The sequence below is a fragment of the Streptomyces sp. So13.3 genome, assembly GCF_005860785.2.
Lineage (GTDB): Bacteria > Actinomycetota > Actinomycetes > Streptomycetales > Streptomycetaceae > Actinacidiphila > Actinacidiphila fildesensis.
Window position 1 is genome coordinate 6619810 of record NZ_CP048835.1, and the last position, 26259, is coordinate 6646068.

At 71.9% G+C, this 26259-nt stretch carries 21 protein-coding genes; 18 read left to right on the forward strand and 3 right to left on the reverse strand.

All coding sequences use genetic code 11. The features are described from left to right. Positions 1-88 precede the first annotated feature (88 nt). Entirely contained in the window at positions 89-1507 is a 1419-nt protein-coding gene (locus C8250_RS29680) for a M1 family metallopeptidase (protein ID WP_138354921.1), read from the forward strand. A 13-nt stretch (positions 1508-1520) separates the two neighbouring features. Then, positions 1521-2198: a trimeric intracellular cation channel family protein gene (locus C8250_RS29685; RefSeq protein WP_138354922.1), complete on the forward strand. Its 678-nt coding sequence runs from the start codon at positions 1521-1523 to the stop codon at positions 2196-2198. 21 nt (positions 2199-2219) lie between these two features. On the opposite strand, the gene C8250_RS29690 is transcribed toward C8250_RS29685, so the two are convergent. Next, complete coding sequence (locus C8250_RS29690) at positions 2220-2963, reverse strand: SDR family NAD(P)-dependent oxidoreductase (RefSeq protein ID WP_138354923.1); 744 nt, start codon at positions 2961-2963, stop codon at positions 2220-2222. 148 nt (positions 2964-3111) lie between these two features. Here C8250_RS29690 and C8250_RS29695 point away from each other — a divergent pair, with 148 nt between their 5' ends. The 13 genes from C8250_RS29695 to C8250_RS29755 all read left to right on the forward strand — a co-directional run bounded on the left by C8250_RS29695 (position 3112) and on the right by C8250_RS29755 (position 19858). Next, positions 3112-3975: a thioesterase family protein gene (locus C8250_RS29695; RefSeq protein ID WP_138354924.1), complete on the forward strand. Its 864-nt coding sequence runs from the start codon at positions 3112-3114 to the stop codon at positions 3973-3975. 56 nt (positions 3976-4031) lie between these two features. After that, the gene (locus C8250_RS29700; RefSeq protein WP_138354925.1) at positions 4032-5198 is read left to right on the forward strand and encodes a cysteine desulfurase family protein; all 1167 of its coding nucleotides are present in this window, start codon (positions 4032-4034) and stop codon (positions 5196-5198) included. 356 nt (positions 5199-5554) lie between these two features. Next, positions 5555-6721 (forward strand): tRNA 2-thiouridine(34) synthase MnmA, encoded by a 1167-nt coding sequence (gene mnmA / locus C8250_RS29705; protein ID WP_138354926.1) that lies wholly within the window; start codon positions 5555-5557, stop codon positions 6719-6721. Positions 6722-6753: 32 nt separating this feature from the next. Then, positions 6754-7284 carry a TIGR00730 family Rossman fold protein gene (locus C8250_RS29710; RefSeq protein ID WP_138354927.1) on the forward strand — a complete coding sequence of 177 codons (531 nt, stop codon included), beginning with the start codon at positions 6754-6756 and terminating at the stop codon, positions 7282-7284. Beyond that, positions 7281-7970 carry an SDR family oxidoreductase gene (locus C8250_RS29715; RefSeq protein WP_138354928.1) on the forward strand — a complete coding sequence of 230 codons (690 nt, stop codon included), beginning with the start codon at positions 7281-7283 and terminating at the stop codon, positions 7968-7970. The genes C8250_RS29710 and C8250_RS29715 overlap by 4 nt, the downstream gene beginning before the upstream one ends. Before the next feature lie 246 nt (positions 7971-8216). After that, a complete protein-coding gene (locus C8250_RS29720) occupies positions 8217-9227 on the forward strand; it encodes a methionine synthase (RefSeq protein ID WP_138354929.1) in 1011 nt (336 codons plus the stop codon). 17 nt (positions 9228-9244) lie between these two features. Continuing rightward, complete coding sequence (gene ligA, locus C8250_RS29725; protein WP_138354930.1) at positions 9245-11407, forward strand: NAD-dependent DNA ligase LigA; 2163 nt, start codon at positions 9245-9247, stop codon at positions 11405-11407. Positions 11408-11626: 219 nt separating this feature from the next. Then, positions 11627-13765, forward strand: coding sequence for a bifunctional diguanylate cyclase/phosphodiesterase (locus C8250_RS29730; RefSeq protein WP_138354931.1), 2139 nt, complete (start codon positions 11627-11629; stop codon positions 13763-13765). Positions 13766-13894: 129 nt separating this feature from the next. Beyond that, positions 13895-14191 carry an Asp-tRNA(Asn)/Glu-tRNA(Gln) amidotransferase subunit GatC gene (gatC, locus tag C8250_RS29735; protein ID WP_138354932.1) on the forward strand — a complete coding sequence of 99 codons (297 nt, stop codon included), beginning with the start codon at positions 13895-13897 and terminating at the stop codon, positions 14189-14191. Between the two features lie 5 nt (positions 14192-14196). Then, positions 14197-15690 (forward strand): Asp-tRNA(Asn)/Glu-tRNA(Gln) amidotransferase subunit GatA, encoded by a 1494-nt coding sequence (gene gatA, locus C8250_RS29740; RefSeq protein ID WP_138354933.1) that lies wholly within the window; start codon positions 14197-14199, stop codon positions 15688-15690. Further along, a complete protein-coding gene (locus C8250_RS29745; RefSeq protein ID WP_138354934.1) occupies positions 15687-15926 on the forward strand; it encodes a hypothetical protein in 240 nt (79 codons plus the stop codon). The genes gatA and C8250_RS29745 overlap by 4 nt, the downstream gene beginning before the upstream one ends. An 11-nt stretch (positions 15927-15937) precedes the next feature. Further along, entirely contained in the window at positions 15938-17446 is a 1509-nt protein-coding gene (gene gatB / locus C8250_RS29750; protein WP_138354935.1) for an Asp-tRNA(Asn)/Glu-tRNA(Gln) amidotransferase subunit GatB, read from the forward strand. 189 nt (positions 17447-17635) lie between these two features. Then, positions 17636-19858 (forward strand): MMPL family transporter, encoded by a 2223-nt coding sequence (locus C8250_RS29755; RefSeq protein WP_138354936.1) that lies wholly within the window; start codon positions 17636-17638, stop codon positions 19856-19858. Here C8250_RS29755 and C8250_RS29760 read toward each other — a convergent pair. After that, entirely contained in the window at positions 19848-21770 is a 1923-nt protein-coding gene (locus tag C8250_RS29760) for a serine/threonine-protein kinase (RefSeq protein WP_138354937.1), read from the reverse strand. The genes C8250_RS29755 and C8250_RS29760 overlap by 11 nt on opposite strands. 181 nt (positions 21771-21951) lie before the next feature. Here C8250_RS29760 and C8250_RS29765 point away from each other — a divergent pair, with 181 nt between their 5' ends. The 3 genes from C8250_RS29765 (at position 21952) to C8250_RS29775 (ending at position 26100) form a co-directional block, all read left to right on the forward strand. After that, positions 21952-22560, forward strand: coding sequence for a hypothetical protein (locus tag C8250_RS29765; protein ID WP_138354938.1), 609 nt, complete (start codon positions 21952-21954; stop codon positions 22558-22560). 203 nt (positions 22561-22763) lie between these two features. After that, a complete protein-coding gene (locus tag C8250_RS29770; RefSeq protein WP_138354939.1) occupies positions 22764-22967 on the forward strand; it encodes a hypothetical protein in 204 nt (67 codons plus the stop codon). A gap of 37 nt (positions 22968-23004) precedes the next feature. Beyond that, positions 23005-26100: a helix-turn-helix transcriptional regulator gene (locus C8250_RS29775; RefSeq protein WP_138354940.1), complete on the forward strand. Its 3096-nt coding sequence runs from the start codon at positions 23005-23007 to the stop codon at positions 26098-26100. On the opposite strand, the gene C8250_RS29780 is transcribed toward C8250_RS29775, so the two are convergent. Further along, positions 26081-26242, reverse strand: coding sequence for a DUF6191 domain-containing protein (locus C8250_RS29780; protein ID WP_187145031.1), 162 nt, complete (start codon positions 26240-26242; stop codon positions 26081-26083). The two genes, C8250_RS29775 and C8250_RS29780, sit on opposite strands and share 20 nt — an antisense overlap. Between the last annotated feature and the right edge of the window lie 17 nt (positions 26243-26259).

Genomic DNA, 26259 nt, shown 5'->3' on the forward strand with positions numbered 1-26259 from the left:
TGACCACTTAGCGAAAAGTCATGGTCATGACGAGGGGGGAGGGTGCAGAGTCGGCGCGTCACTGTTCGCGTCCGAAGGGCAGACCCCCATGGCACCCTCCCGTCCGGCCCGACTCCTCGGCACCGCACTCGCTGTCATCAGCGTCTCGGCCTGTCTGATCTCCGGCGCCCCCGCGTCGGCAGCCGCCTCGCACAGCCCCAAGCCCGGCGCCCCCGGCATCGGGGACCCGTACTTCCCCCAACTCGGCAACGGCGGCTACGACGTCGCGCACTACGGGCTCGACGTCTCCTACGACCCGGCCAGTGACCGGCTCGACGGCCGGGCGGCCGTCACCGCCCGCGCCAACCAGAACCTCTCCTCCTTCGACCTCGACCTGCAGCAGCTCACCGTCACCTCGGTCAGCGTGGACGGCAAGCCGGCGCGCTTCACCCGCAGCGGCGACGAGATCGTCATCACCCCGCGGCACGCGCTGCGCAAGGGGCAGGAGTTCACCACCACCGTCGTCTACGGCGGAGTTCCGGAGCCGCTGAGCGGCCCCATCGTCTTCGGTTCCAACTACGGGTGGATGAAGACCACCGACGGTGTCTTCGTCGCCTGTGAGCCGAACGCCGCCTCGACCTGGTTCCCCGGCAGCGACCATCCGGCCGACAAGGCCACCTTCGACATCCGGATCAGCGCCCCCAAGGGCCTCAAGGGCGTCTCGAACGGCGTGCTCACCTCCCAGTACGACAAGGGCTCGCGCACCGTCTCCACCTGGCGTGAGTCCCGGCCGATGGCCACCTACCTCGCGACCGCCACCATCGGGAAGTTCGACGTCAAGACCGGAACCACGCCGGGCGGCATACCGATCTACGTCGCCACCGACCCGGTCCTCGCCAACGGCCCGGTGGACGTCTACGCCGTCACCGCCGAGGCCACCGACTACTGGTCCCAGGTCTTCGGCCGCTACCCCTTCGAGGAGACCGGCGCGATCGTCGACGACATGCCGGAGGCCGGGTTCTCGCTGGAGGTGCAGTCCAAGCCCGCCTACTCCGCGGTCCGCAGCGAGTCCACGATCGTCCATGAACTGGCCCACCAGTGGTTCGGCGACTCGGTGAGCGTCGAGCAGTGGAAGGACATCTGGCTCAACGAGGGCTTCGCGACCTATGCCCAGTGGCTGTGGACCGAGCACCGGGGCACCCGCTCCGCCCACGACGCGTTCCTCGCCGCGTACAACGGCCGCCCCGCCACGGCCGCCTTCTGGCAGATCGACGTCGCCGACCCGCAGCGCGACACGATGTTCGCCGACGCCGTCTACACCCGCGGCGCGATGACGCTCCAGATGCTCCGCGAGAAGATCGGCGACGCCGCCTTCTTCAAGCTGCTCAAGACCTGGACCTCGCAGCACCGCTACGGCAACGCGAACACGGCCCAGTTCACCGCGCTCGCCGAGAAGGTGTCCGGACAGCAGCTGGACGATCTGTTCGGTACCTGGCTCTCCACGAAGGGCAAGCCGGCCCTGTCGTAGGAGACCATATGGCGTGATCTCGGAACTCTTCTCCCCCTCCGTCCAGCACACGCTCGATATCGTCGGCATCTTCGTCTTCGCGATCTCGGGCGCGCTGGCCGCCGTCCGCAAGAACTACGACGTGTTCGGCATGGCCGTGCTCGCCGAGGTGACCGCGCTGGGCGGGGGGATCTTCCGGGACCTGATGATCGGGGCGGTGCCGCCCGCCGCCTTCAGCGACCTCGGCTACTTCAGCACCCCGCTCTTCGCCACGGTGCTGGTGTTCTTCCTGCACCCCGAGGTCGAGCGGATCAACACCACCGTGAACGTCTTCGACGCCGCCGGCCTCGGCCTCTTCTGCGTGGCCGGCACCGTCAAGGCGCACGACTACGGCCTCGGCCTGGTGCCGTCCGCCGCCCTGGGGCTCGCCACGGCGGCGGGCGGCGGCGTGCTGCGCGACCTGCTCGCCAACGAGGTGCCGTCGCTGCTCCGCTGGGACCGCGACCTGTACGCGGTCCCCGCCATGGTCGGCTCGATCATGGCGGCGCTGCTGATCAAGTTCGACGCGCTCACCGGGTTCACCAGCGGCGCCGCGGTCGTCAGTGCCTTCCTGCTGCGGCTGTGCGCCATGTACTTCGGCTGGCGCGCGCCCCGCGCCTGGCACCGCAGGAGCAGGGCGACGAGCGAGGAGGAGGCGCGGCAGGCGATGTAGGGCGCCCGCCCGGGCTCCGGGCTACCGTCCCAGCGCCGCACCGCCGTTGATGTGCAGGATCTGGCCGGTGACGTACGCCGCCTCGGGGGAGGCCAGATACCGGATGGCCGCCGCGATCTCGCTGGGCGCGCCGGGCCGGCCGGTCAGGGTCTGGGAGACCCGCGACGCGACGAAGTCGGGCGTCGCACGGTCGCCGAAGAACTCGGTGTCGCCGACGAAGCCCGGCGCGACCGCGTTGGCCGTCACCCCGTCGGTGCCCAGCCGCTGCGCCAGCTCGAACGTGTAGGCGTGCAGGGCCGCCTTGGCGCCGCCGTAGGAGCCGGGGCCGCGGAGCGCGGCGATCGAGGACAGATGCACGATGCGCCCGCCGGGCCGCCGGATCTGCGGCAGCAGCGCCTCGGTCAGCAGCACCGCGGTGAGCACGTTGGCCTCGAAGTTCCTCCGGTAGCCGGCCGCGATCCCCTCCAGCGTCCCGTCCGAGGACGAGGCGACGTTGCCGCCCGCGTTGGTGACGATCACGTCGACCGGGCCGTCTCCTTCGACGAACCGCGCCGCGTCCCGTACCTGCTCCGGGTCGCTGAGGTCGGCGGCGGTCCAGCTGACCAGCCCGTCGCCGTGCGTGGCGTTGAGCTTGTCCGCCGTCTCCCGCAGCAGCTCGGCGCGCCGGCCGATGATGACGACCCGGTCGCCGTCGGCCGCGAACGCCTCCGCGGTCGCGAGCCCGATGCCTGTGCCCCCGCCGGACACCACTACCCGTCGTCCCACTGTGTACTCCGTCAGGTATATGAACTCGAGTCATGTCCTTGGTTGGAAACTAGGGAGCGGGCTCATCTGTGTCAAGGGTGTTCCGGTCGGTCGAATGAGGTCCAAGGAGCTGGACAAGACGGTGCTACTGGCGGGTAACATTCACGCCATGGCATATGCGGCAGCTCAGGCGACCATCGGGGACAGCGAATTCGACCGGGACACGGCGGTCGTCCCGCGACCCGGTGAACCCGGTGTCTACGACGCCGACCTCTCGGCGGGCTGGACCATCATCCAGGCCGTCAACGGCGGCTATCTGCTCGGCGTGATCGGCCGCGCCCTCCAGCAGGCGCTGCCGCACCCCGACCCCTTCACCGTCACCGCGCACTACCTCACCGCCTCCCAGCCAGGCCCCGCGACGATCCGCACCGAGACCGTCCGCGCCGGCCGCACCCTGTCCACCGGCCAGGCGTCGCTCTTCCAGACCGACGCGGAGGGCCGCGAGGTCGAGCGGATGCGGGTCATGGCGGCCTACGGCGACCTCGACGCACTGCCGGACGACGTGCGCACCGCCGCCGCCGTTCCGCCGATACCGCCCTACGAGGAGTGCTTCGGCGCCGACGCGGCGCCCGCGGGCGGCGGCGCCATCGCCGGCTCGACCGCCATCATCCAGCGCCTCGACCTGCGGCTCGACCCCGCCACCGCCGGCTGGGCGATCGGCGCCCCCTCCGGCAAGGGCGACATGCGCGGCTGGCTCGGCCTGGCCGACGGCCGCGACCACGACCCGCTCTCGCTGCTGCTCACGGTCGACGCCCTGCCGCCGACCGCCTTCGACCTCGGCATCAAGGGCTGGGTCCCGACCGTCGAGCTGACGGCGCACATCCGCTGCCGCCCCGCGCCCGGTCCGCTGCGCGTCTCCATCACCACCCGCAACCTGGCCGGCGGCTTCCTCGAGGAGGACGCCCAGGTCTGGGACAGCGCGGACCGCCTGGTCGCGCAGTCCCGTCAGCTCGCGCGGGCCCTTCTGTCCTGACCGTCGCCCGGGTCGGTCCCGACAGCCGGCCGGGCGACCGTAGAATCGGCGTCATCATGGCCTACCTCGACCACGCCGCCACCACGCCGATGCTGCCGGAAGCGGTGCGGACGATGACCGCGCACCTCACGGTCACCGGCAACGCCTCCTCGCTGCACGCACCCGGGCGGCGGGCCCGGAGAACCGTCGAGGAGTCCCGGGAATCGCTCGCCGAGGCACTCGGCGCCCGCCCCAGTGAGATCGTCTTCACCGGCGGCGGAACCGAGTCCGACAACCTCGCCGTCAAGGGCCTGTACTGGGCCCGCCGGGCCGAGGACCCGCGCCGGGTCCGGGTGCTGGCCAGCCCCGTCGAGCACCACGCCGTCCTGGACGCCGTCGACTGGCTCGTGGAGCACGAGGGCGCGCGCGTCGAGTGGCTGCCGGTCGACGCGTACGGCCGGGTGCATCCCGACGCGCTGCGCGAGGCGATCGAACGCGACCCCGGGACGGTCGCCCTCGCGACCGTGATGTGGGCCAACAACGAGGTCGGCACGATCATGCCGGTCCGCGAGCTGGCCGCGGTCGCCCGCGAGCACGGCGTCCCGCTGCACGCGGACGCGGTCCAGGCGTTCGGCCAGGTCGAGGTCGACTTCGCGGCCTCCGGACTCGACGCCATGACCGTGACCGGCCACAAGATCGGCGGCCCCTACGGCGTCGGCGCGCTCGTCCTGCGCCGCGAGCACACGCCCGTCCCGCTGCTGCACGGCGGCGGCCAGGAGCGCAGCCGCTCCGGCACCCTCGACGTCCCGGCCATCGCCGCCTTCGCGACGGCCGGGACGCTGGCCGCCGAGCGGCGTGAGCAGTTCGCCCGCGAGGTCGGCGCCCTGCGCGACGAGCTGGTGGCGAAGGTGCTCGCCGCCGTCCCGGAGGCCGTACTCAACGGCGACCCGGCCCCGGAGGGCCGGCTGCCGGCCAACGCGCACTTCACGTTCCCCGGCTGCGAGGGCGACTCACTGCTGCTCCTCCTCGACGCCCAGGGCATCGCCTGCTCCACCGGCTCCGCCTGCACGGCCGGCGTCGCGCAGCCCAGCCACGTCCTGATCGCGATGGGCCAGCCCGCCGACCGCGCCCGCGGCTCCCTCCGCTTCTCCCTCGGCCACACCACCACCCAGCCCGAGATCGACGCCCTGGCCGCGGCGATCGGCCCGGTGGTGGAACGCGCCCGCAAGGCCGGCCTCAGCTGACGTCCTGCGGACGGCTTCGGGAGGAAAGCGGCCGGGCTGATCCCGGCACGTTCAGCCGGCCCGGCGGAGCGGTTCCGGCTGGGCGCAGCCGCATCAGTCCCTGGGTCCAGTGACGTCAGCCTCTGCGGGCACCCCCGGACGAAGTCCGGGGGAGGACACCGATCGGCTCGGGGACGGCCCCAGCCACAACCAGCCCGCCCGGCGTTTGAGGGCGCCCTCCGCAGGCGCAGGAGACCCGCCGGGCTTCGGGTCGGACCCAGCCACGAAAGCCCGCCCGGCGTCTGAGGGCGCCCTTCCGGCCCGCGCCGGTAATCCCGTCGAACCGCGCCGGAGCCGCAACGTACTCTGGAGGGGTTATGACTGACTCCCCCCGCGACGCTCGTCGCCTGCGCGTCCTGGCCGCCATGAGCGGCGGCGTCGACTCCGCGGTCGCCGCGGCCCGCGCCGCCGAGGCCGGCCACGACGTCACCGGTGTCCATCTGGCCCTCTCGGCGAACCCGAAGTCCTTCAGGACCGGCGCCCGCGGCTGCTGCACGGTCGAGGACTCCCGTGACGCCCGGCGCGCGGCCGACGTCATCGGCATCCCGTTCTACGTGTGGGACCTGGCGGACCGCTTCCGTGAGGACGTCGTCGACGACTTCGTCGCGGAGTACGCGGCCGGCCGCACGCCCAACCCGTGCCTGCGCTGCAACGAGAAGATCAAGTTCGCGGCGCTGCTGGACAAGGCGATCGCGCTGGGCTTCGACGCCGTCTGCACCGGCCATTACGCGACCGTCGTGATCAACGACGACGGCACCCGTGAGCTGCACCGCGCCTCGGACGCCGCGAAGGACCAGAGCTATGTGCTCGGCGTGCTCGACGAGCGCCAGCTCGCGCACGCGATGTTCCCGCTCGGGGACACCCTCACCACCAAGGACGAGATCCGCGCCGAGGCCGAGCGCCGCGACCTGGCCGTCGCGAAGAAGCCGGACAGCCACGACATCTGCTTCATCGCCGACGGCGACACCCAGGGCTTCCTCGCGAAGCACCTCGGCAGCGCAGAGGGCGAGATCCTGGACGAGGACGGCACCAGTCTCGGCACCCACAGCGGAGCGTTCGGCTTCACCATCGGGCAGCGCAAAGGGCTGCGCATCGGCACCCCCGCCGACGACGGCAAGCCGCGCTACGTGCTCGACATCTCGCCGGTGAACAACACCGTCACCGTCGGCCCGGTCGAGGCGCTGGACGTCACCGCACTGACCGCCATCAAGCCCCGCTGGTGCGGCACCCCGCCCACCGGCCGTGCCACGTACACCGCGCAGCTGCGCGCCCACGGCGAGGACGTTCCCGTCACCGCCGAGCTGGTCGACGGCGAACTGCTGGTGGAGTTCGACGGCGAGCCGGTGCGCGGCATCGCGCCGGGGCAGGCCGTGGTGCTCTACGACGGCACCCGCGTCGTGGGCTCCGCGACCATCGCCACCACGCAGCGGGCCCGCGCGGGCGTCGGTGCGGGCGCCGGTGCCGGCTCCGGTGGTCAGGCTTAGGACCCGCCGCGCCGCCTCGTAGGGTGGCGGGCATGAACATCTGTGTCTTCATGTCCGCCGCCGATCTCGACGAGCGCTACACCGTCCCCGCGCGCGAGTTCGCCGGGCTGATCGGCCGTGGCGGCCACACCCTCGTGTGGGGCGGCTCGGAGTCGGGCCTCATGAAGGTGGTGGCGGACGGCGTGCAGGAAGCGGGCGGCCGGCTGGTCGGCGTGTCCGTGGAGTTCCTGCACACCAAGGCGCGCAAGAACGCCGACGAGATGCTGATCACCGCGGACCTCGCGGAGCGCAAGGCGCAGCTGCTGCTGCGGTCGGACGCGATCGTCATCATGGTCGGCGGTACGGGCACCCTGGACGAGGCGACCGAGATCCTCGAGCTGAAGAAGCACGGCCTGCACACCAAGCCGGTCGTGCTGCTGAACGCGGCGGGGTTCTACGACGGCCTGAAACTGCAGTTCCAGCGGATGGACGCCGAAGGCTTCCTGCCGCTGCCCCTGAGCGACCTGGTCTTCTTCGCCGAGGACGGCGCCGAGGCCATGGCATACCTGGAGGAGAACGCGTGAGCACGCATCTGATCACCGGCGCCGGTTCCGGCATCGGCGCCGCTGTCGCCCGGCGGCTGCTGGACCGCGGCGACGAGGTGCTGCTCCTGGCGCGGGACGCCGGCCGGGCCAAGGAGCTGGCGTCGCGCTTCGCCGGCGCCCGCACCCTCGTCGGCGACCTGGCGGAACCGGCCCGGCTGTCGTGGGCCTTCGCCCACCAGCCGATGCCGGACCGGCTCGACTCGCTGCTGCACATCGCGGGCATCGTCGAGCTCGGCGGCATCGGCGAGCTCACCGCGAAGGTCTGGCAGCAGACCCTCGCCGTCAACCTGATCGCGCCGGCCGAGCTGACGCGGCTGCTCCTGCCGCAGCTGCGGATGTCGCAGGGCCACGTGGTCTTCGTGAACTCCGGGGCAGGGCTCAACGCGCATGCGAACTGGGGGGTGTACGCGGCGAGCAAGCACGGCCTGAAGGCGGTGGCGGACTCGCTGCGGCAGGAGGAGCACGGGAACGGGGTGCGGGTGACGAGCGTGTACCCGGGGCGGACGGCGACCCCGATGCAGGAGAAGGTGCACCATCAGGAGGGGGCGGAGTACGACGCTTCGCGCTGGATCGACCCGGAGTCGGTGGCGACGGCGATGCTGGCGGCCATCGATCTGCCGCGGGATGCGGAGATCAACGATCTGACGATCCGGCCGGGTCGCTGAGGCGGGTTGGTCGGTCGGGGGCCGGGCCCTCCGGGGTGGGGCTTCGAAATCGACTATTTACGAGCCTGGCGGCTCACAAATAGCTCGGCAGCATTTCGAAACCCCACCCCTGCGGGCCCGGCCCCCTCACGTTCGTGCCTCGGACGTGCCGGTCTCTTCGGGGTGCGGGCCCGGCCCCCTCACGTCACCGCACTGCTGCGGGTTGGGGTGGGAGTCCGCGACCTGTGGGTCTCGTACGCTTCGTGCGTGAGTACGGATGCGAAGTTCACGCTGCCCGCTGGTGCCGCTACCGGTGTCGGGTCGATGCCCGGAGGTGATGCGCGGGAGGCCGCGCGGACCGCTACCGGGGCGGTGGAGGCGCTGCCGTTCCTGCCGGAGCTGCCTGCGAGGGGGCCCGGGGCGGACATGATCGGGCGTTCGCTCGGGATGCTGGTCGATCTGTACGCCCGGGTGGAGCCCAGCGGATGGCGGTTCGGGGACCGGCCGGGGCGGGACAGCCGCCGGGCGGTTGCCTGGCTGGGGGAGGACCTGGATGCCCTGGAGGAGTTCACCCAGGGGTTCCAGGGTCCGCTGAAGGTGCAGGCCGTCGGCCCGTGGACGCTGTCCGCGTCGGTGGAGCGGCCCAACGGCGAGGCCGCGCTCGGCGACCCCGGCGCCGTCCGGGACCTGGCCGGGTCGCTCACCGAGGGGCTGCGGCTGCATCTGGCCGACCTGCGCCGGCGGGTGCCCGGTGCCGAGTTGGTGCTGCAGCTGGACGAGCCGTCGCTGACCGCCGTGCTGCGCGGGCACGTGCGGACGGCGAGCGGGTACCGGACGTACCGGGTGGTGGACCGGCAGGTGGCCGAGGACATGATCCGCGGCCTGGTCGAGGCCGTGGACGTGCCGGTGGTCGTCCACTCGTGCGCGCCGGACGTCCCGTTCCGGATGCTGCGGCGGGCCGGTGTCTCGGGCATCTCGTTCGATTTCGCGTTGCTGACGGAGAGTGACTGGGACGCGTTCGGTGAGGCGGTCGAGGGCGGTACGGCGCTGTTCGCCGGTGTCGTGCCGGGCACGGACACCGGATTGTCGGACCCTGCCGGTAGCGTGAGTGGTGTTCGGGCGCTGTGGCGCAGGCTGGGGCTGGATCCGGGGGCGTTGGGCACCTCCCTGGCGGTCACCCCTTCCTGCGGTCTGGCGGGGGCCTCGCCGGCCTATGCCCGTGCCGCGCTGGTGCACTGTGCCAAGGCGGCACGATCGCTCGTCGACAACCCTGAGTGAGGAAGGACAGGACCGCCGTGGAGATTCCTGCCGAAGTGCGCGAACAGCACGCTCAGTTGGCCGAGCAGGTCGAGGAGCACCGCTTCCGCTACTACGTCAACGACGCGCCGGTCGTCAGCGACGCCGAGTTCGACCGGCTGCTGCGGCAGCTGGAGGCGATCGAGGACGAGCACCCCGGCCTGCGCACTCCGGACTCGCCCACGCAGAAGGTCGCGGGGGCGTACCAGACGGATTTCACCTCGGTCGTGCACCGCGAGCGGCTGCTGTCGCTGGACAACGCGTTCGACGACGAGGAGCTGTCCGGCTGGGCGGACCGGGTCGCCGCCGAGCTCGAGGGCATCCCGTACCACTTCCTGTGCGAGTTGAAGGTGGACGGCCTCGCCGTCAACCTCACCTATGAGTACGGGCGGCTGACCCGCGCCGCGACCCGCGGCGACGGCCGCACCGGCGAGGACATCACGCCGAACGTCCGCACCATCTCCGACATCCCGGACCGGCTCTCCGGGAGCCGGATCCCGGAGCTCGTCGAGATCCGCGGCGAGGTGTACTTCCCCGGCGAGGAGTTCGAGGCGCTCAACGCCCGGCTGGTGGAGGCCGGCGACAAGCCGTTCGCCAATCCGCGCAACGCCGCGGCCGGCAGCCTGCGGCAGAAGGACCCGCGGGTCACGGCCTCCCGGCCGCTGCACATGGTGGTGCACGGCATCGGCGCCCGCGAGGGCTTCGACATCGACTGCCAGTCGCACGCCTACGAGCTGCTGCACGAATGGGGTCTGCCCACCGCGACGCACAACAAGGTCGTCGGCTCCCTCGACGAGGTGCGGGAGTTCATCGCCTACTTCGGCGAGCACCGGCACGACGCGGTGGAGCACGAGATCGACGGCGTCGTCGTCAAGGTGGACGAGATCCCGCTGCAGGGCCGGCTCGGGTCGACGTCCCGGGCGCCGCGCTGGGCGATCGCGTGGAAGTACGCGCCCGAGGAGGTCAACACCAAGCTCCTGGACATCCGGGTGGGCGTGGGCCGCACCGGCAGGGTCACTCCCTACGCGGTCGTCGAGCCGGTCACCGTCGCCGGCTCCGAGGTCGAGTTCGCGACCCTGCACAACCAGGAGGTCGTCAAGGCCAAGGGCGTCTTCATCGGCGACACCGTGGTGCTGCGCAAGGCCGGTGACGTCATCCCGGAGATCCTCGGCCCGGTGGTCGATCTGCGGGACGGCAGCGAGCGCGAGTTCGTGATGCCGGCCGAGTGCCCGGACTGCGGTACGGCGCTGCAGCCGATGAAGGAGGGGGACATCGATCTGCGGTGCCCCAACGCCCGGTACTGCCCGGCGCAGTTGCGCGAGCGGATCTTCTACCTGGTGGGCCGCAAGTGCCTCGACATCGAGAACTTCGGGTACGTGGCGTCCACCGCGCTCACCCAGCCGCTGGAGCCCTCCGAGCCGCCGCTCAAGGACGAGGGCGATCTGTTCGACATGAACATCGAGCAGTTGCTGCCGATCCGGTCGTACGTCCTCGACCAGGACACCGGGCTGCCCAAGCGGGACGCCAAGACCGGCGACGAGAAGATCGTCACCTTCTTCGCCAACCAGCAGGGCGAGCCGAAGAAGAACGCGCTGGCCATGCTGGAGAACATCGCCGCGGCCAAGGACCGGCCGCTGGCGCGGATCATCACCGGGCTGTCGATCCGGCATGTCGGGCCCGTCGCCGCTGAGGCGCTGGCCAGGGAGTTCCGGGACCTCGACCGGATCAGGGACGCCGAGGAGGCCGAGCTGGCCGCGGTGGACGGGGTCGGCGGGACCATCGCCGCCTCGGTCAAGCAGTGGTTCGCCGAGGACTGGCATCTGGAGATCATCGAGAAGTGGCGTGCCGCCGGGGTGAAGTTCACCGAGGAGGGCTCGGACGAGGGCCCGCGGCCGCTCGAAGGACTCACCGCCGTCGTGACCGGCACGCTCACCGGCCACACTCGGGACGGGGCGAAGGAGGCGCTGACCTCGCTCGGGGCGAAGGTCACCGGATCGGTCTCCAAGAAGACGGACTTCGTGGTGGTGGGGGACAACCCCGGCTCGAAGTACGACAAGGCCGTCCAGCTGAAGGTGCCCATCCTCGACGAGCCGGGCTTCGCGGTGCTGCTGTCCGAGGGTCCGGAAGCCGCCCGGGAGGCGGCGGTCAACCCGGCCGAATAACCCGGCGCCAATCACCCGTTCGGCCTATATCCGAACGTTCCGGGTGCGGGGATCCCATTCGGGCAACCACGGTCGATCGGTGCCCGAGGCAGCCTTCTGCGGCCTACTGTTGAGAGGCGCGCCGGAAGGGCATGAACCTTCCAGCAGCCTTTGCGGGTATCCGCTGCGGGCACGGCGCGGTGGACCCGGGTGTCGCACCAGGCTGTGAGAGGGACAGGAATGGAACCGACGGAGGGCGCCGGACCGGCGCAGCGGCTGCGTTGGCCGGCCGCGCCGGTACTGCCCCCGGCGGTTTTACGCATCGCGGTGGTGGCGGTCGCGGGACTCGCACTGGCGGCCGGCGTCCTGGGCGCCGTCCATGAGGGCCGGGCGCTCTTCCCCGGCGGCACCGTCGGCTGGGCGTTCGCCGTCCTGACCGGCATCATCGTCGGCCATCTGGTGGCGATGGGCCGCGACCGGTGGTGGGGCGGCACCGGCTCCGGCGCGGCCCTCACCCTGGCGATGCTGCTGCTCTACGGCTGGGTGCCGTCGGTGCTGGTCAGCCTGGCCGTCGTGGTGCTGGTCGGCGCCGCCCGCCGGCACCGCTGGCGGCAGGCGCTGCTGCACGGCGCCGTGGACATACTCGGCGTCGGCACGGCCTCGCTGACCCTGGCCTGCTTCGGTGTGCACCCCTCGGTGGCCACGCCCTGGCACCCCGAGGACTGGGGTCTGGCGGCCGGTCCGGCGATCGTCGTCACCGCTCTGGCCTATCTGACCGCCACGCGTGCGCTGCTCTGGTACGCGGTCGCCCCGCGCGGCGGCGGTCTGCCGACGGTGGCCCGCACCGCGCTGATGCGCCAGGGGATGGTGGGCGTCGCCCTGCTGGGGCTCTCCCCGCTGATCCTGGTCGTCGGCTGCGACATGCCGGTCCTGCTGCCGCTGTTCGCCGTCCCGCTCATCGCCCTGGACTCGACGCTGTGGATCGCGCACGCCCGCGCCGAGGAGCAGCTGCGCGACCCGCTGACCGGGCTGCCCAACCGCCAGTGGCTGCTGGAACGCGCCTGGACCGCACTGGACGACGCGGAGCGCAACGGCGAACGCACCGCCCTGATCCTCATCGACCTCGACAAGTTCCGGTCGGTCAACGACACCCTCGGGCACCTGGCCGGCGACCGGCTGCTGCTCCAGGTCGCCGACCGGCTGCGGCTCGCGCTGCCCCGCGGCGCCGAGGCGGCCCGGCTGGGCGGCGACGAGTTCGCCGTCCTGCTGCCCTGCTGCGACTCCCCGACCCGCGCCCAGCGCATCGCCCGCGCCCTGGTGGCGGCCCTCGGCTCACCGCTGAGTCTCGACGGGCTGACCCTGGTGCTGGAGGCCAGCGCCGGTGTGGCGGTCTTCCCCGACCACGCGGTGGACGCCGAAGGGCTGCTGCGCCGCGCGGACGTGGCGATGTACCAGGCCAAGCGCGACCGCAGCGGCGTCGAGGTCTACGAGGCGACCCGGGACGGCAACACCCCGGACCGGCTGGGCCTGTTGGGCGATCTGCGCCGGGCGCTGGACTCGGGCGACGTCGAACTGCACTACCAGCCGAAGGTCTGCTTCGACGGGAAGATCGCCGGCCTGGAGGCGCTGGTGCGCTGGGAGCACCCGCAGCGCGGCCGGGTCAATCCCGAGGAGTTCATCGCCATGGCGGAGACCTCCGGGCTGATGCCCCAGCTGACCGAGTACGTGCTGGAGACGGCGCTGGGCCAGGTCGCCCGCTGGCGCAAGATGGGCCTGGACGTACCGGTCGCGGTGAACGTCTCGCCGCGCGATGTGCACAGCCCCGGCTTCGCGGGCGCGGTCGCCGCGCGGCTCGCCCGGCACGGCGTCCCGCCCGGCTCACTGCAACTGGAGATAACCGAACACGTCCTGCTGGAGGATCCGCAGCGGGCCGCCGACACCATGGCCGGGCTGACCGGGCACGGCGTGAAGATGTCGCTCGACGACTTCGGCACCGGCTACTCCTCCCTGGTCCACCTGCGCAAACTGCCGGTCAGCGAGCTGAAGATCGACCGCTCGTTCGTGGCCCGGCTGGTCCTCGACAACGAGGACGCCGAAATCGTCCGCTGCACCGTCGACCTCGCACACTCGCTCGGCCTGCTCGTCGTCGCCGAGGGCGTGGAGGACGACGAGACCTGGGAGCGGCTGCGGGACCTGGGCTGCGACGCCGTACAGGGCTGGCTGGTCGCCGCCGCGATGCCGCCCGACGAGGCGACCGCCTGGCTGCGCGCCCGCGGTGAGCACGGCTGGCGGCGCCCCAACGCGCTGGAGCGCGAGCCGGAGCCGGAGCACGCACCGGTGGCGGACGCGGACCAGCCGTCCGGGCAGGCCGTGCCGTAGTACGGGCCGGTTCCCGCCACGCTGTGGGCCGCACCGGCGGCCCGCGGCCTTAACCGTTTCGTCGCCAGGGGGTCCGCCCCCATAGGATTGGGCGCGAAACCATCGAACTCACCCCCAGAGGATCGCTGCATGCCTGGCATCACACGCGAGGAGGTCGCCCACCTCGGCCGGCTGTCGCGTCTTGAGCTGAAGGACGAAGAGCTCGACCACTTCGCCGAGCAGCTCGACGTGATCATCGGCGCGGTCGCCCGCGTATCCGAGGTGGCCGGCGAGGACGTACCCCCGACCTCCCACGCGCTGCCGCTGACCAATGTCATGCGCCCGGACGAGGTCCGGCCGTCGCTGACCGCGGCCGAGGCGCTCTCCGGCGCCCCGGCGCAGGAGCAGCAGCGCTTCAAGGTGCCGCAGATCCTGGGGGAGGACTAATCACCATGACTGACCTGACCAGGCTCACCGCGGCCGAGACCGCCGACGTCGTCGCCACCGGCAAGGCCTCCGCCGTCGAGGTCGCCCAGGCGCACCTCGACCGCATCGGCGCCGTCGACGAGAAGGTGCACGCCTTCCTGCACGTCGACACCGAGGGCGCGCTCGACGCCGCCCGCGCCGTCGACGAGCGGCGCGCCAAGGGCGAGAAGCTCGGCCCGCTGGCCGGCGTCCCGCTCGCGCTGAAGGACATCTTCACCACGAAGGGGATCCCGACCACCGTCGGCTCCAAGATCCTCGACGGCTGGATCCCGCCGTACGACGCGACGGTGACCAAGCGCCTCAAGGACGCGGGCATCGTCATCCTCGGCAAGACCAACATGGATGAATTCGCCATGGGGTCCTCGACCGAGAACAGCGCCTACGGCCCGACCGGCAACCCGTGGGACCTCACCCGGATCCCCGGCGGCTCCGGCGGCGGCTCGTCCGCGGCGCTCGCCAGCTACCAGGCGCCGCTCGCGATCGGCACCGACACCGGTGGCTCGATCCGCCAGCCCGCGGCCGTCACCGGCACGGTCGGCGTCAAGCCGACCTACGGCGGCGTCTCCCGCTACGGCATGGTCGCCTTCTCGTCCTCCCTCGACCAGGGCGGGCCCTGCGCCCGTACGGTCCTGGACGCGGCGCTGCTGCACGAGGCGATCGCCGGCCATGACCCGCTGGACTCGACGTCCATCGACGCACCGGTCCCGGCCGTCGTCGAGGCGGCCCGCAACGGCAACGTCAAGGGCATGCGGATCGGCGTCGTCAAGGAGTTCGGCGGCGAGGGCTACCAGGCCGGCGTCATGCAGCGGTTCAACGAGTCCGTGGAGCTGCTGCGCGAGCTGGGCGCCGAGATCGTGGAGATCTCCTGCCCCTCGTTCAAGCTGGCGCTGCCCGCGTACTACCTGATCGCGCCGTCCGAGGCCTCGTCCAACCTGGCCCGCTTCGACGCCATGCGCTACGGCCTGCGGGTCGGCGACGACGGCACGAAGTCCGCCGAGGAGGTCACCGCGCTCACCCGCGAGGCCGGCTTCGGCGACGAGGTCAAGCGCCGCATCATCCTCGGCACGTACGCGCTCAGCTCCGGCTACTACGACGCGTACTACGGCTCGGCGCAGAAGGTCCGCACGCTGATCTCGCGCGACTTCGAGGCCGCCTTCGGCACCGTGGACGTGCTGGTCTCGCCGACCACCCCGACCACTGCGTTCCCCATCGGCGAGCGCGTGGACGACCCCATGGCGATGTACCTCGCCGACCTGTGCACCATCCCGTCCAACCTGGCCGGCAACGCGGCGATGTCCGTGCCGTGCGGCCTGGCTCCCGAGGACGGGCTCCCGGTCGGGCTGCAGATCATCGCCCCGGCCATGGCCGACGACCGGCTCTACCGGGTCGGTGCCGCGGTCGAGGCCGCGTTCACCGGACGATGGGGTCACCCGCTGCTTGAGGAGGCACCCGCGCTGTGAGCACCCTGAAGAAGGCCAAGGGCTTCAAGAAGAGCAAGCTCGGCCTGTACATCTCGATCGGCACCACGCTCTTCGGCGCCGTGAGCACCATCAAGCAGGCACGCAACGCTCAGGGCGAGCACGACCGGTTGATGCTGGCCGACGCCGTGATCAGCGCCGCCGCCATCGCCACCGGCCTGGCACTGCTCGTCCGCGAGCTGCGCAGCCTCGCCGACGACGACGTCCTGGCGGACTGAGAGGTAGTGGAATGACCGTCATGGACCTGGAGTCCTACGAGGACGCCCTGTCGGTGTACGACCCGGTGATGGGCCTTGAGGTCCACGTCGAGCTCGGCACGAAGACCAAGATGTTCTGCGGCTGCTCGACCACCCTCGGCGCCGAGCCCAACTCCCAGACCTGCCCGACCTGTCTGGGCCTGCCCGGCTCGCTCCCGGTCGTGAACGCGATCGGCATCGAGTCGGCCATCAAGATCGGTCTCGCGCTGAACTGCGAGATCGCGACCTGGTGCCGCTTCGCGCGGAAGAACTACTTCTACCCGGACATGCCGAAGAACTTCCAGACCTCGCAGTACGACGAGCCGATCGCCTTCAACGGCTATCTGGACGTCGCACTGGAGGACGGCGAGATCTTCCGGGTCGAGATCGAGCGCGCCCACATGGAGGAGGACACCGGCAAGTCCCTCCACGTCGGCGGCGCGACGGGCCGTATCCACGGCGCCTCGCACTCGCTGCTCGACTACAACCGGGCCGGTATCCCGCTCATCGAGATCGTCACCAAGCCGATCGAGGGCGCGGGGGCGCGGGCTCCCGAGGTCGCCAAGGCGTACGTCGCCGAGCTGCGCGAGCTCATCAAGGCGCTGGACGTCTCCGAGGCCCGGATGGAGCAGGGCCAGATGCGCTGCGACGTGAACCTGTCGCTGCGCCCGCACGGCCGTGAGAAGTTCGGCACCCGCTCGGAGACGAAGAACGTCAACTCGCTCCGTTCGGTCGAGCGCGCGGCGCGCTACGAGATCATGCGGCACGCGGCGGTGCTCAACTCCGGCGGCACGATCGTGCAGGAGACCCGGCACTTCCACGAGGAGGACGGCTCCACGACGGCCGGCCGCATCAAGGACAACGCCGAGGACTACCGGTACTTCCCGGAGCCCGACCTCGTCCCGATCGCCCCGGCCCGTGACTGGGTCGAGGAGCTGCGCGCCGGACTTCCGGAGCTGCCGCGGGTGCGGCGGGACCGGCTGAAGACCGAGTGGGGCATCTCCGACCACGAGATGCAGTCGGCGCTCAACGCGGGCGCGATCGATCTGATCACCGCGACGATCGACGCGGGCGCCCCGGCCGACCAGGCCCGTAAGTGGTGGATGGGCGAGCTGGCCCGTGCCTCGAACGAGACCGGCAAGGAGCTGGCCGATCTCGGTATCTCGCCGGCGCAGGTCGCGCGCGTGACGGCGCTGGTCGCCGAGGGCTCGCTCAACGACAAGCTGGCCCGCCAGGTCATCGAGGGTGTCCTCGCCGGCGAGGGCGGTCCTGACGAGGTCGTGGAGAAGCGCGGTCTCAAGGTCGTCTCGGACGAGGGCGCGCTCGGCGCGGCCGTGGACGAGGCGATCGCGGCCAACGCCGCCGTCGCCGACAAGATCCGCGCCGGCAACCTCGCGGCCGCCGGCGCCCTGATCGGCGCGGTCATGAAGCTGACCCGCGGCCAGGCCGACGCCAAGCGCGTTCGGGAGCTCGTCCTGGAGAAGCTCGGGGTTCAGGGCTGACCCGAGCAGTCGAAGACGCGTTCGAACGGTGAAAAGGCGGTCCCCGGTGGGGGCCGCCTTTTCCCTGTGAGGAAGCGCACGAAACCACCAAAGGATCATTTTTCGCTGCAAGAGTGACAGCCGCACCTGAAGTGTTCTTTGAGGGCTATTCCCTGAAAGATCCACCCGAGATACCCAGGGAAGCAGGGAATGGCCGCACTCGCCCGGTGGTGTCTCCGCCGTCGTCTCACCGTCGTTCTGCTGTGGATCGTCGCGCTCGCCGGCCTCGCCGCCGGTGCCGCCCTCGCCGGTTCCGCCTACTCGAACGACTACGGGATACCGGGCACCGAGTCCGGCCGGGCGACCGCCCTGCTGGAGCAGGCCTTCCCGCACCAGGCCGGCGACTCGGACACCATCGTCTGGCACACCGACGGCACCGGCAGCGTCCGCGCCGACGGCGTCGAGCAGCGGATGACCAGGACCCTCGACCGGATCGCGAAACTCCCCGGCGTCGCCTCGGTGACCAACCCGTACAGCCCCGAGGGCGCCGGACGCATCAGCCATGACGGCCGGACCGCCTACGCCGACGTCACCTTCGGCAGCGCCGCCGACGACATCGGCGCCGGCCAGGCCAAGGCCGTCGTGGACACCGCGAAGGCCGCCGAGGGCGGCGGACTGCGGGTCGAGCTGGGCGGCACCGCCGTCGCGGCCACCGAGAGCGGCAGCGCCCACCTCAGCGAACTGATCGGGATCGGCGTCGCCGCCGTGGTGCTGCTGCTGGCCTTCGGCTCCTTCGCCGCCATGTGCCTGCCGATCGCGACCGCGCTGATGGGCGTCGGCACCGCTTACATGGGCATCGAGCTGCTCGGCCATGTGATGACCGTGGCCGACTTCGCACCGATGCTCGGCATGCTCATCGGCCTCGGCGTGGGCATCGACTACGCGCTGTTCATCGTCACCCGGCACCGCAGAGGTCTCAAACGCGGCCTGTCGGTGCGCGACGCGGCCGAGCAGGCCGTCAGCACCACCGGCCGCGCGGTGGTCTTCGCGGGCGGCACGGTCTGTGTGGCGCTGCTCGGCATGCTCATCCTGCAGCTCAGCTTCCTCAACGGGGTCGCCGTCGCGGCGGCGCTCACCGTCATGCTGACGGTGGCCGCCTCGATCACCCTGCTGCCCGCCCTGCTCTCCATGATCGGCATGAAGGCGCTCAGCCGCCGGGAGCGGCGCCGGCTGACCGAGCACGGCCCGCAGCCCGAGGTGCCCACCGGGCTCGCCGCCCGCTGGTCCGCCTTCGTGGAGCGGCACCCCAAGCTGCTCGGCAGCCTGGCCGCGGCCGTGATGCTCGTCCTCGCGCTGCCCACCCTCTCGCTGCACCTCGGCACCTCCGACCAGGGCAACAATCCGGCCGCCAGCACCACCCGGCAGGCCTACGAGCTGCTCGCGGACGGCTTCGGCCCCGGCACCAACGGGCCGCTGACCCTCGTCGCGGACCTCCAGGGCGCCGATGCCCGGCTCGCCCTCGACCAGCTGCCGCAGACCCTGCGCGACACCCCGGGCGTCGCGTCGGTGACCTCCGCGACCGTCAGCGGCGACACCGGCGTGATCACCGTCGTCCCGGACACCGCACCGCAGTCCCGGGACACCTCCGAGCTGGTGAACCGGCTGCGCGACGACGTGCTGCCGCAGGCCGAGGACGGCTCCTCGCTCCAGGTGTACGTGGGCGGCCCCACCGCGAGCTACGACGACTTCGCGTCCGTCATCATCGGCAAGCTGCCGCTGTTCATCGGGGCGGTCGTCGGCCTCGGCTGTCTGCTGCTGCTCCTGGCGTTCCGGTCCATCGGCATCCCGCTGAAGGCGGCGGCGATGAACGTCGCCGCGGTCGCGTCGTCCTTCGGGATCGTCGTCGCGATCTTCCAGTGGGGCTGGGGGAGCGAGTTCCTGGGCCTGGGTGCGGCCGGCCCGATCGAGCCGTTCCTCCCGGTGATCATGGTCTCGGTGCTCTTCGGACTGTCGATGGACTACCAGGTGTTCCTGGTGAGCCGGATGTACGAGGAGTGGCTGGAGACCAAGGACAACCGGCGCGCGGTACGCGTCGGGCTCGCCGAGACCAGCCGGGTGATCAACTCGGCCGCGGTCATCATGATCGCGGTCTTCCTGGCCTTCGTGCTCAGCGGCGACCGGGTCATCGCGATGTTCGGCATCGGCCTGGCAGCGGCCGTCGCGTTGGACGCGTTCATCCTGCGCACCCTGCTGGTGCCGGCGCTCATGCATATGCTCGGCGGCGCCAACTGGTGGCTGCCGGGGTGGCTGGACCGCCGGCTGCCCAGAATCAGCATCGAACCGCCGGCGGCCCCGGCCCCCGCCCTGGCCCCCGCTCCCGTCCAGCTGCCCGGACCCCGGACAGCCGAACGGGAGCCGACGCCTACTTCTTGAGCATCGGGTTGCCGAGCGCGGCCGTGCCCTGGTCCTCGCAGTACTGAGCGGCCGTCTTCCGGTCGTACTCGATCCGCAGGCGCAGCGCGCCCTTCACATCGACGGTGATCTTCTCCGTCGTGCCGAGCACGAGCTTCTTGAGGGCCAGCCGCTTGCCGTCCGCGGTGATGGTCAGCCCGACCGCCGCGTTCTTCGAGGTGTCGAGCAGCCCGGCGTCGACGGTGAAGGTCGTCCACGCCCGGTTGAGGTTGAACTCCTCGAAACCGGTCTCACAGGCCGTCGTCACCTTGGCGTCCGTGTACTCCTTGGTGTTGACGGTCGCCGGGATCTCGTCGAACGCGTCGTTCCCGGAGGCGTCCACCCAGTTCATGGCCGTCAGGGAGACGTTGTCGCCCTCGGTGATCGAGGTCGGCTTGCCCGAGCCGGAGTCCGAACCGGACGGTTCGGGGGAGGATGCCTCGTCGGACGGCGACGCACTCGTCGGGTCCGCCGTCGTCGTGGGCGGCGAACTGATCTGCTGCTGCGCGGAGGTGCTGGTCTTGGGGTCGGCCGCGTCGTCCTTCTTGTCGTCGCCCATGAACTTGACGGCGACCAGCGCCCCGGACGCCATCAGGACGACCGCGAGGACCGCGGCCAGGATCAGCGGGCCCTTCTTGCCGCGCTTGGGCGGCAGCGGGGTCGCCGCCGTCGCCGGACCGGGGCCGGGACCCGGGCCCTGCGGCGGGGGCTGCTGGTGGAACGCGGCCACCGGCGGCTGCACCTGCTCCGGTACCTGCGTCGGTGTCGGCGCCTGCGCTCCGAGCACCACCGTGGGCCTGGTGTCCGTCACCGGGTCCCCCTCTGGCGGCGCCGGGATGTACGAGGGCGGCGGCGTGTGCACCGGCGGTGCGTGGACCGGCACGGGGACGGGGGCCGGCCGGTCCGGGAGCGGCGGTACGGCCGGCGCCTGGCCGGGCGGCGGCGGGGCGGCGTCCGCGACCGGGACCGCGTCCTTGGGTCCCGAGGTGCGCGGAGTGCGCGTCGTCGAGATCACCGCCGGGCGCAGCTCACGCACCCACGCGGAGAGCGACTCCGGCCGGTTCGCCGGATCCGTGGCGAAGACCGCCGCGATCCGTGCCGCCCGCTCCGGCTCAAGACCGGCCAGCTCGGGCAGCGCCAGCAGCGCGGCCCTGACCTGCTCCGGCATGGTGGCCGGCGACTCCCCGCTGAGCAGGAAGTACGCGAGGGCGCCGAAGGCGTAGCGGTCGGTGGCCGCGCTGCGCTTGCCCTCGAAGACCTCCGGCGCGGCGAACCCGGGGGTGAACCACACCTCGGCCGTCTGGTGGTCCGCGGTCAGCTTGCTCAGACCGAAGTCGACCAGCGTGGCCTGGCCGTTGGCGTCGATCATGACGTTGCCGGGGGAGAGGTCGCCGTGCACGACCGAGCGGCCGGAAGGAGTGGCGGAGCCCGTGTGCAGCCAGTCCAGGACGTCGGCGAGCTGCTCCAGGCAGCGCACGGCCTCGCGGCGTTCGGCGGGGGTGTCCAGGGCGCGCTCGGCGCGCCAGTCACGCAGGTCGAGGCCCTCCACATGGTTCATGACCAGGTACAGGGCGCGGCCCGCCGCCTCCGGGGCGGCCTCACCCGTACGGTGCGCGGACGGACCCTCGAAGTGCTCGCGGATGCCGACCACACCGAGGCGGTTGACGAACCGCAACAGCTCGGCCTGCTCACGCCATTTGGAGCTGATCCGGTCGAACTGTTCCTGCGACAGCGTCGTTTTCGAATCGAGCACCTTGACGACGACAGGTTCGGTGCCACCGCCGAGTTCGATCTCGGCGAGGTAGAGCACGGCCTCGCCTCCGCGGCCGATGGATCGCAGCAGGCGGTAACGGTCGGGTGCGCCGTCAGGGCCGATGTACAGACCGGTGTCCACTTGGTGTTTCTTCCCTCCCCCTATATCCCTGGAGTCCCGCGGAAAACATTGCGGCCAGGGGGAGTTCAGGTTGCCGCGCACGACTCGGGCAGGTCAAGCGCAGTTGCCGGGCCGTAACACGGGGATCGCACTCAGCGAGCTCTCAGGCTCCTCTCAGAAACGGAACCTACGGTTTCGTCCCATGGACACCACGAAGACCGACGCACTGGACAAGGCCGTCACCGACCCGGAGACCAAGGACAGCACGGAGAGCACGGACTCCACGGCCACCGCGGCGGACGACCGGGACGCGGCCGTCCCGGCGCAGGGCAGCACCGAACCGGACGCACGCGACGAGGACGGCTTCGACGAGGACGACCTCGACGACGAGCCGGCCGGAACGCAGGGCGCGACCGGTGTGCTGGCCGCCGCGGGCTCGGTCGTCGCGGTCGGGCTGGGCATCTCGTCGCTCACCGGCACCTGGATCGGCGACCTCATGAAGGACCGCGAGCAGCTGATCGGCCAGATCAAGACCTCGGGCGGCTCGGTGCACGCCCAGCTCGCCGCCGGCTACGGCACCCCCTGGCACACCGTGGCGCTCTTCAACGGCATCTTCGCCCTGGTCGCCATCCTGGTCGCCGCCGTCGTCCTGTTCCGTCCGGGCCGGCCCGCCGCGGCCGGGAACCACTGGAGCCAGGCGCTCGCGTGGGGCGGTCTGATCCTCGGCGTCCTCGGCCTGCTGATCGCCGGCGTCATGTGGTTCGACGTCTTCACCGACCTGCCGGTGGTCGCCGCCACGCCTCAGCAGTGAACGCCTCAGCAGAGAACTCCTCAGTGGTGAACCCCTCAGCTGTGAACCCCTCAGCAGTGAACTAAGGCCCCCCGTGCTGGTAAGGCACCGGGCCTAAGTACCCCCGGCGACCGGAGTTCGGGCAGCTGCCCGATGTGGCGCACCCCCCTTGGGGACGAGGCTTGTCCCAGCGGAACAAGCCGCACAGCCAAGGGGAACACACCATGTACGAGCTCGAACTCCACAAGGTCCGCGCCACCGAACTCCAGCGCCGGGCGCGGGACGAGAACCAGGCCCGCGCGGTCATCGCCGTCCGCCGGAGCGAGCGCCAGGCGCAGCGCGCGGCACGCCGCGAGGGGCGGGTGAACACGGACGCCGGCCGGGTGGGCCGCGCACTGCGCGGCGTACGGCACCACGCGGCGTCGTGAAGTGATATCCGGTACTGCGCTGTCGGACTGCCGTGCGATGCTCAGCAATGTGCAGACCCAGTCCGTCAGCCCCGTCTTCGTCGGCCGCGACAGCGAAATGACCCGCCTCGCCGATGCGCTCGCCCGCGCCCGAGCGGGCGAGCCGCAGGGCCTGGTCGTCAGCGGTGAGGCCGGCGTCGGCAAGACCCGCCTCACCGAGGAATTCCTCGCGGCCGCCGCCCTGTCGGGCGCGGTCACCGCCGTCGGCGGCTGTGTGGAGATCGGTGCGGACGGCCTGCCCTTCGCACCGGTGTCCACCGCCCTGCGCTCGCTGTACCGGCAGCTCGGGGACGAACTGACGGCCGCGGCCGGCAACCAGGCCGGCGAGCTGTCACGGCTGCTGCCCGAGCTGGGCGAGCACCGCGAGATGACGCGCGAGGGGCGCGATTCGCAGGACGACGACGGCCGGGTACGGCTCTTCGAGCTCACCGCCCGGCTGCTGGAGCGGCTGGCCGCGGACCGCACCGTCGTCCTTGTCCTGGAGGACCTGCACTGGGGCGACCGCTCCACCCGCGAGCTGCTCGCCTACCTCTTCCGGTCGCTGCACCGCGGCCGGCTCGTGATCGTGGCCACCTACCGGTCCGACGACATCCACCGCAGGCACCCGCTGCGGCCCTTCCTCGCCGAGCTGGACCGGCTGCGCACCGTCGACCGGATCGAGCTGTCCCGGTTCAGCCGCGCGGAGGTCCGCTGCCAGATCACCGGCATCCTGGCCGCCGAGCCCGAGGGCGGCATGGTGGACCGGGTCTTCGAGCGCTCCGACGGCAACCCGTTCTTCGTGGAGGAACTGGCCGTCAGCATCCAGCAGGGCTGCAGCTCCGGGCTGAGCGACTCGCTGCGCGACCTGTTGCTGGTGCGGCTCGAAACGCTGTCCGAGGATGCCCAGCGCGCCGCGCGGATCGTCGCCGAGGGCGGCACCACCGTGGAGTACCCGCTGCTCGCCGCCGTCGCGGGGCTCTCCGAGGACGACCTCATCGAGGCGCTGCGCGCCTGCGTCGGCGCCAACATCCTGCTGCCCTCCGAGGACGGCGACGGCTACCGCTTCCGGCACTCCCTGGTCCGCGAGGCGGTCAGCGACGATCTGCTGCCCGGTGAGCGCAGCCGGATCAACCGCCGGTACGCCCAGGCCCTGGAGGCCGGCCCCGGCCTGGTCCGCACGGACGAGCGGGCCGCCCGGCTGGCCAGCTACTGGTACTACGCGCACGACCCGGCCAAGGCGCTGCCCGCCGTGCTGCGCGCCTCCGTGGAGGCCCGGCACCGGCACGCCTACGCCGAGCAGCACCGGCTGCTGGAGCGGGCCCTGGAGCTGTGGGAGGACACCCCCGAGGAGATCCGCGGCGAGCTGCGCCCCGCGGACTACGCCGAGGTCTATCCGCCGTGCGGCTGCCACCCCGACACCCCGCTGAGCTTCCTCGACCTGCTGGCCGAGATCACCGTGTCCGCCCGGCTCAGCGGTGAGCCCGAGCGCGCCTTCGCCGTGGCCAAGCGCGCGCTCCGGCTGATCGACGACACGACGGACGCGCTGCGCGCCGCCTGGTTCCGGGCCCAGCGCTCGCGACTGGTCCAGGACCTGGGCCGCGGCGACGGCTGGGAGGACGTGGGCCGCGCCCAGGAGCTCCTGCGCGGCCTGCCGCCGTCCGCCGTGCACGCCGACGTCCTCGCCTTCGCCGCCGCCTGGATGATGATCCACAAGTCCGGTGAGGAGGCCATCGCCACGGCGGAGCGGGCCGTGGACCTGGCCCGCCTGGTCGGCGCCCGCGAGACGGAACTGAACGCCCGGCTGACCCTCGGGCTGCTGCACGCCGACTCCGGGGACGTCGAGGGCGGTCTGGTGCTGGCCGAGGACGTCTGCCGCGAAGCGCGCAAGCTCGGACTGCCCGGGCTCATCGGCCGCTCCCACGGCAACCTCGCCTCGGTCCTGGAGGGCGTCGGCCGGTCCCATGACGCCATCGCGGTCGCCACCGAGGGCATCGAGCTGGTCCGGGAGATCGCCACCCGCAGCGTCCGCGCCTATCTGCGCGGCAACGAGGGCGAGTCGCTGTTCTCGCTCGGGCAGTGGGAGCGCAGCGAGGCGGCGGTCCAGTGGGCCCGCACCAACGGGTCCGGAAGGATGGCGGCCGGCGGACAGACGATGTACCTGGGCTTCCTCGCCCTGCGCCGAGGCCGGACCGGGGCGGCCGACGAGTACGCGAAGTCCGCCCGTGAGAGCTTTCTGCACGACACCCAGCCGCAGCACCTGATCCCGATCCGCACCCTGACGCTGGAGATCGCCGTCCGGCGGGGGCGCTTCGACGAGGCGCGTACGGTCCTGGCCGACGCCCTCGACGAGGGCCTGGTGCCCGGCACGTCCCGCTACTGGTGGCCGCTGCTGGCCGCCGGCGCCGCCGCCGAGGCGGACGCGCCGTGGATGACCGTCGACGACCAGGACCGCGCGGCGCACCTGAGGCGCATCCGCACCACCGCGGCGTCGCTGCCCCGGCTCGCGCCGGTCTGGGAGGCGTACGCGCTGCTCGTCGAGGCCGAGCTGGCCCGCGCCGAGGGGCAGCCCGCGCCCGAACGGTGGGCCGCCGTGGTCCGCGCCTTCGAACCGGTGGGGCGCCCGTACGAACTGGCCCAGAGCCGCTACCGGTGGGCCGAGGCGCTGCTGGCCACCGGGCACGAGACCGGGGAGGCCCGCGAGGCCAGGGAGAGCCGCGAGGAGGCCGGCGCGCTCCTCACGCTCGCCCACACGGCCGCCGGGACGCTCGGCGCGCGCCCGCTGTCCGACGAGGTCGCGCTGCTCGCCCAGCGCGCCCGGCTGTCGCTGCACGAGCCGGACGGCAGGGACGCACGGGACGGCGCGCGGGCGGTCCCCGCAGCGGACGAACCCGCCGACCCGGCCGAGGCGCTGGGGCTGACGGCGCGCGAGCGCGACGTGCTGCGGCTGGTCACCGACGGCCGGACGAACCGTCAGATCGCCGAGGAGCTCTTCATCTCGCCGAAGACGGCGAGCGTGCACGTCTCCAACATCCTGGCCAAGCTCAACGTCTCCGGCCGGGGCGAGGCGGCGGCACTGGCGCACCGGCTGCGGCTGTTCACGGTTCCGTCCGTATGACGACCGTCCCGGACTCGAGGTCTATCGACCCGCGTCCGGGATCGTTGTCGCCGGTGTCCTCGCGGGACAGCGCCAGCCGGTTCCGCTCGTCGTCGGTGTGCTTGCGTCCCGGGGTGAACAACTCATCGAGGGGATTGAACATCGCGCACCTTCCCGCTG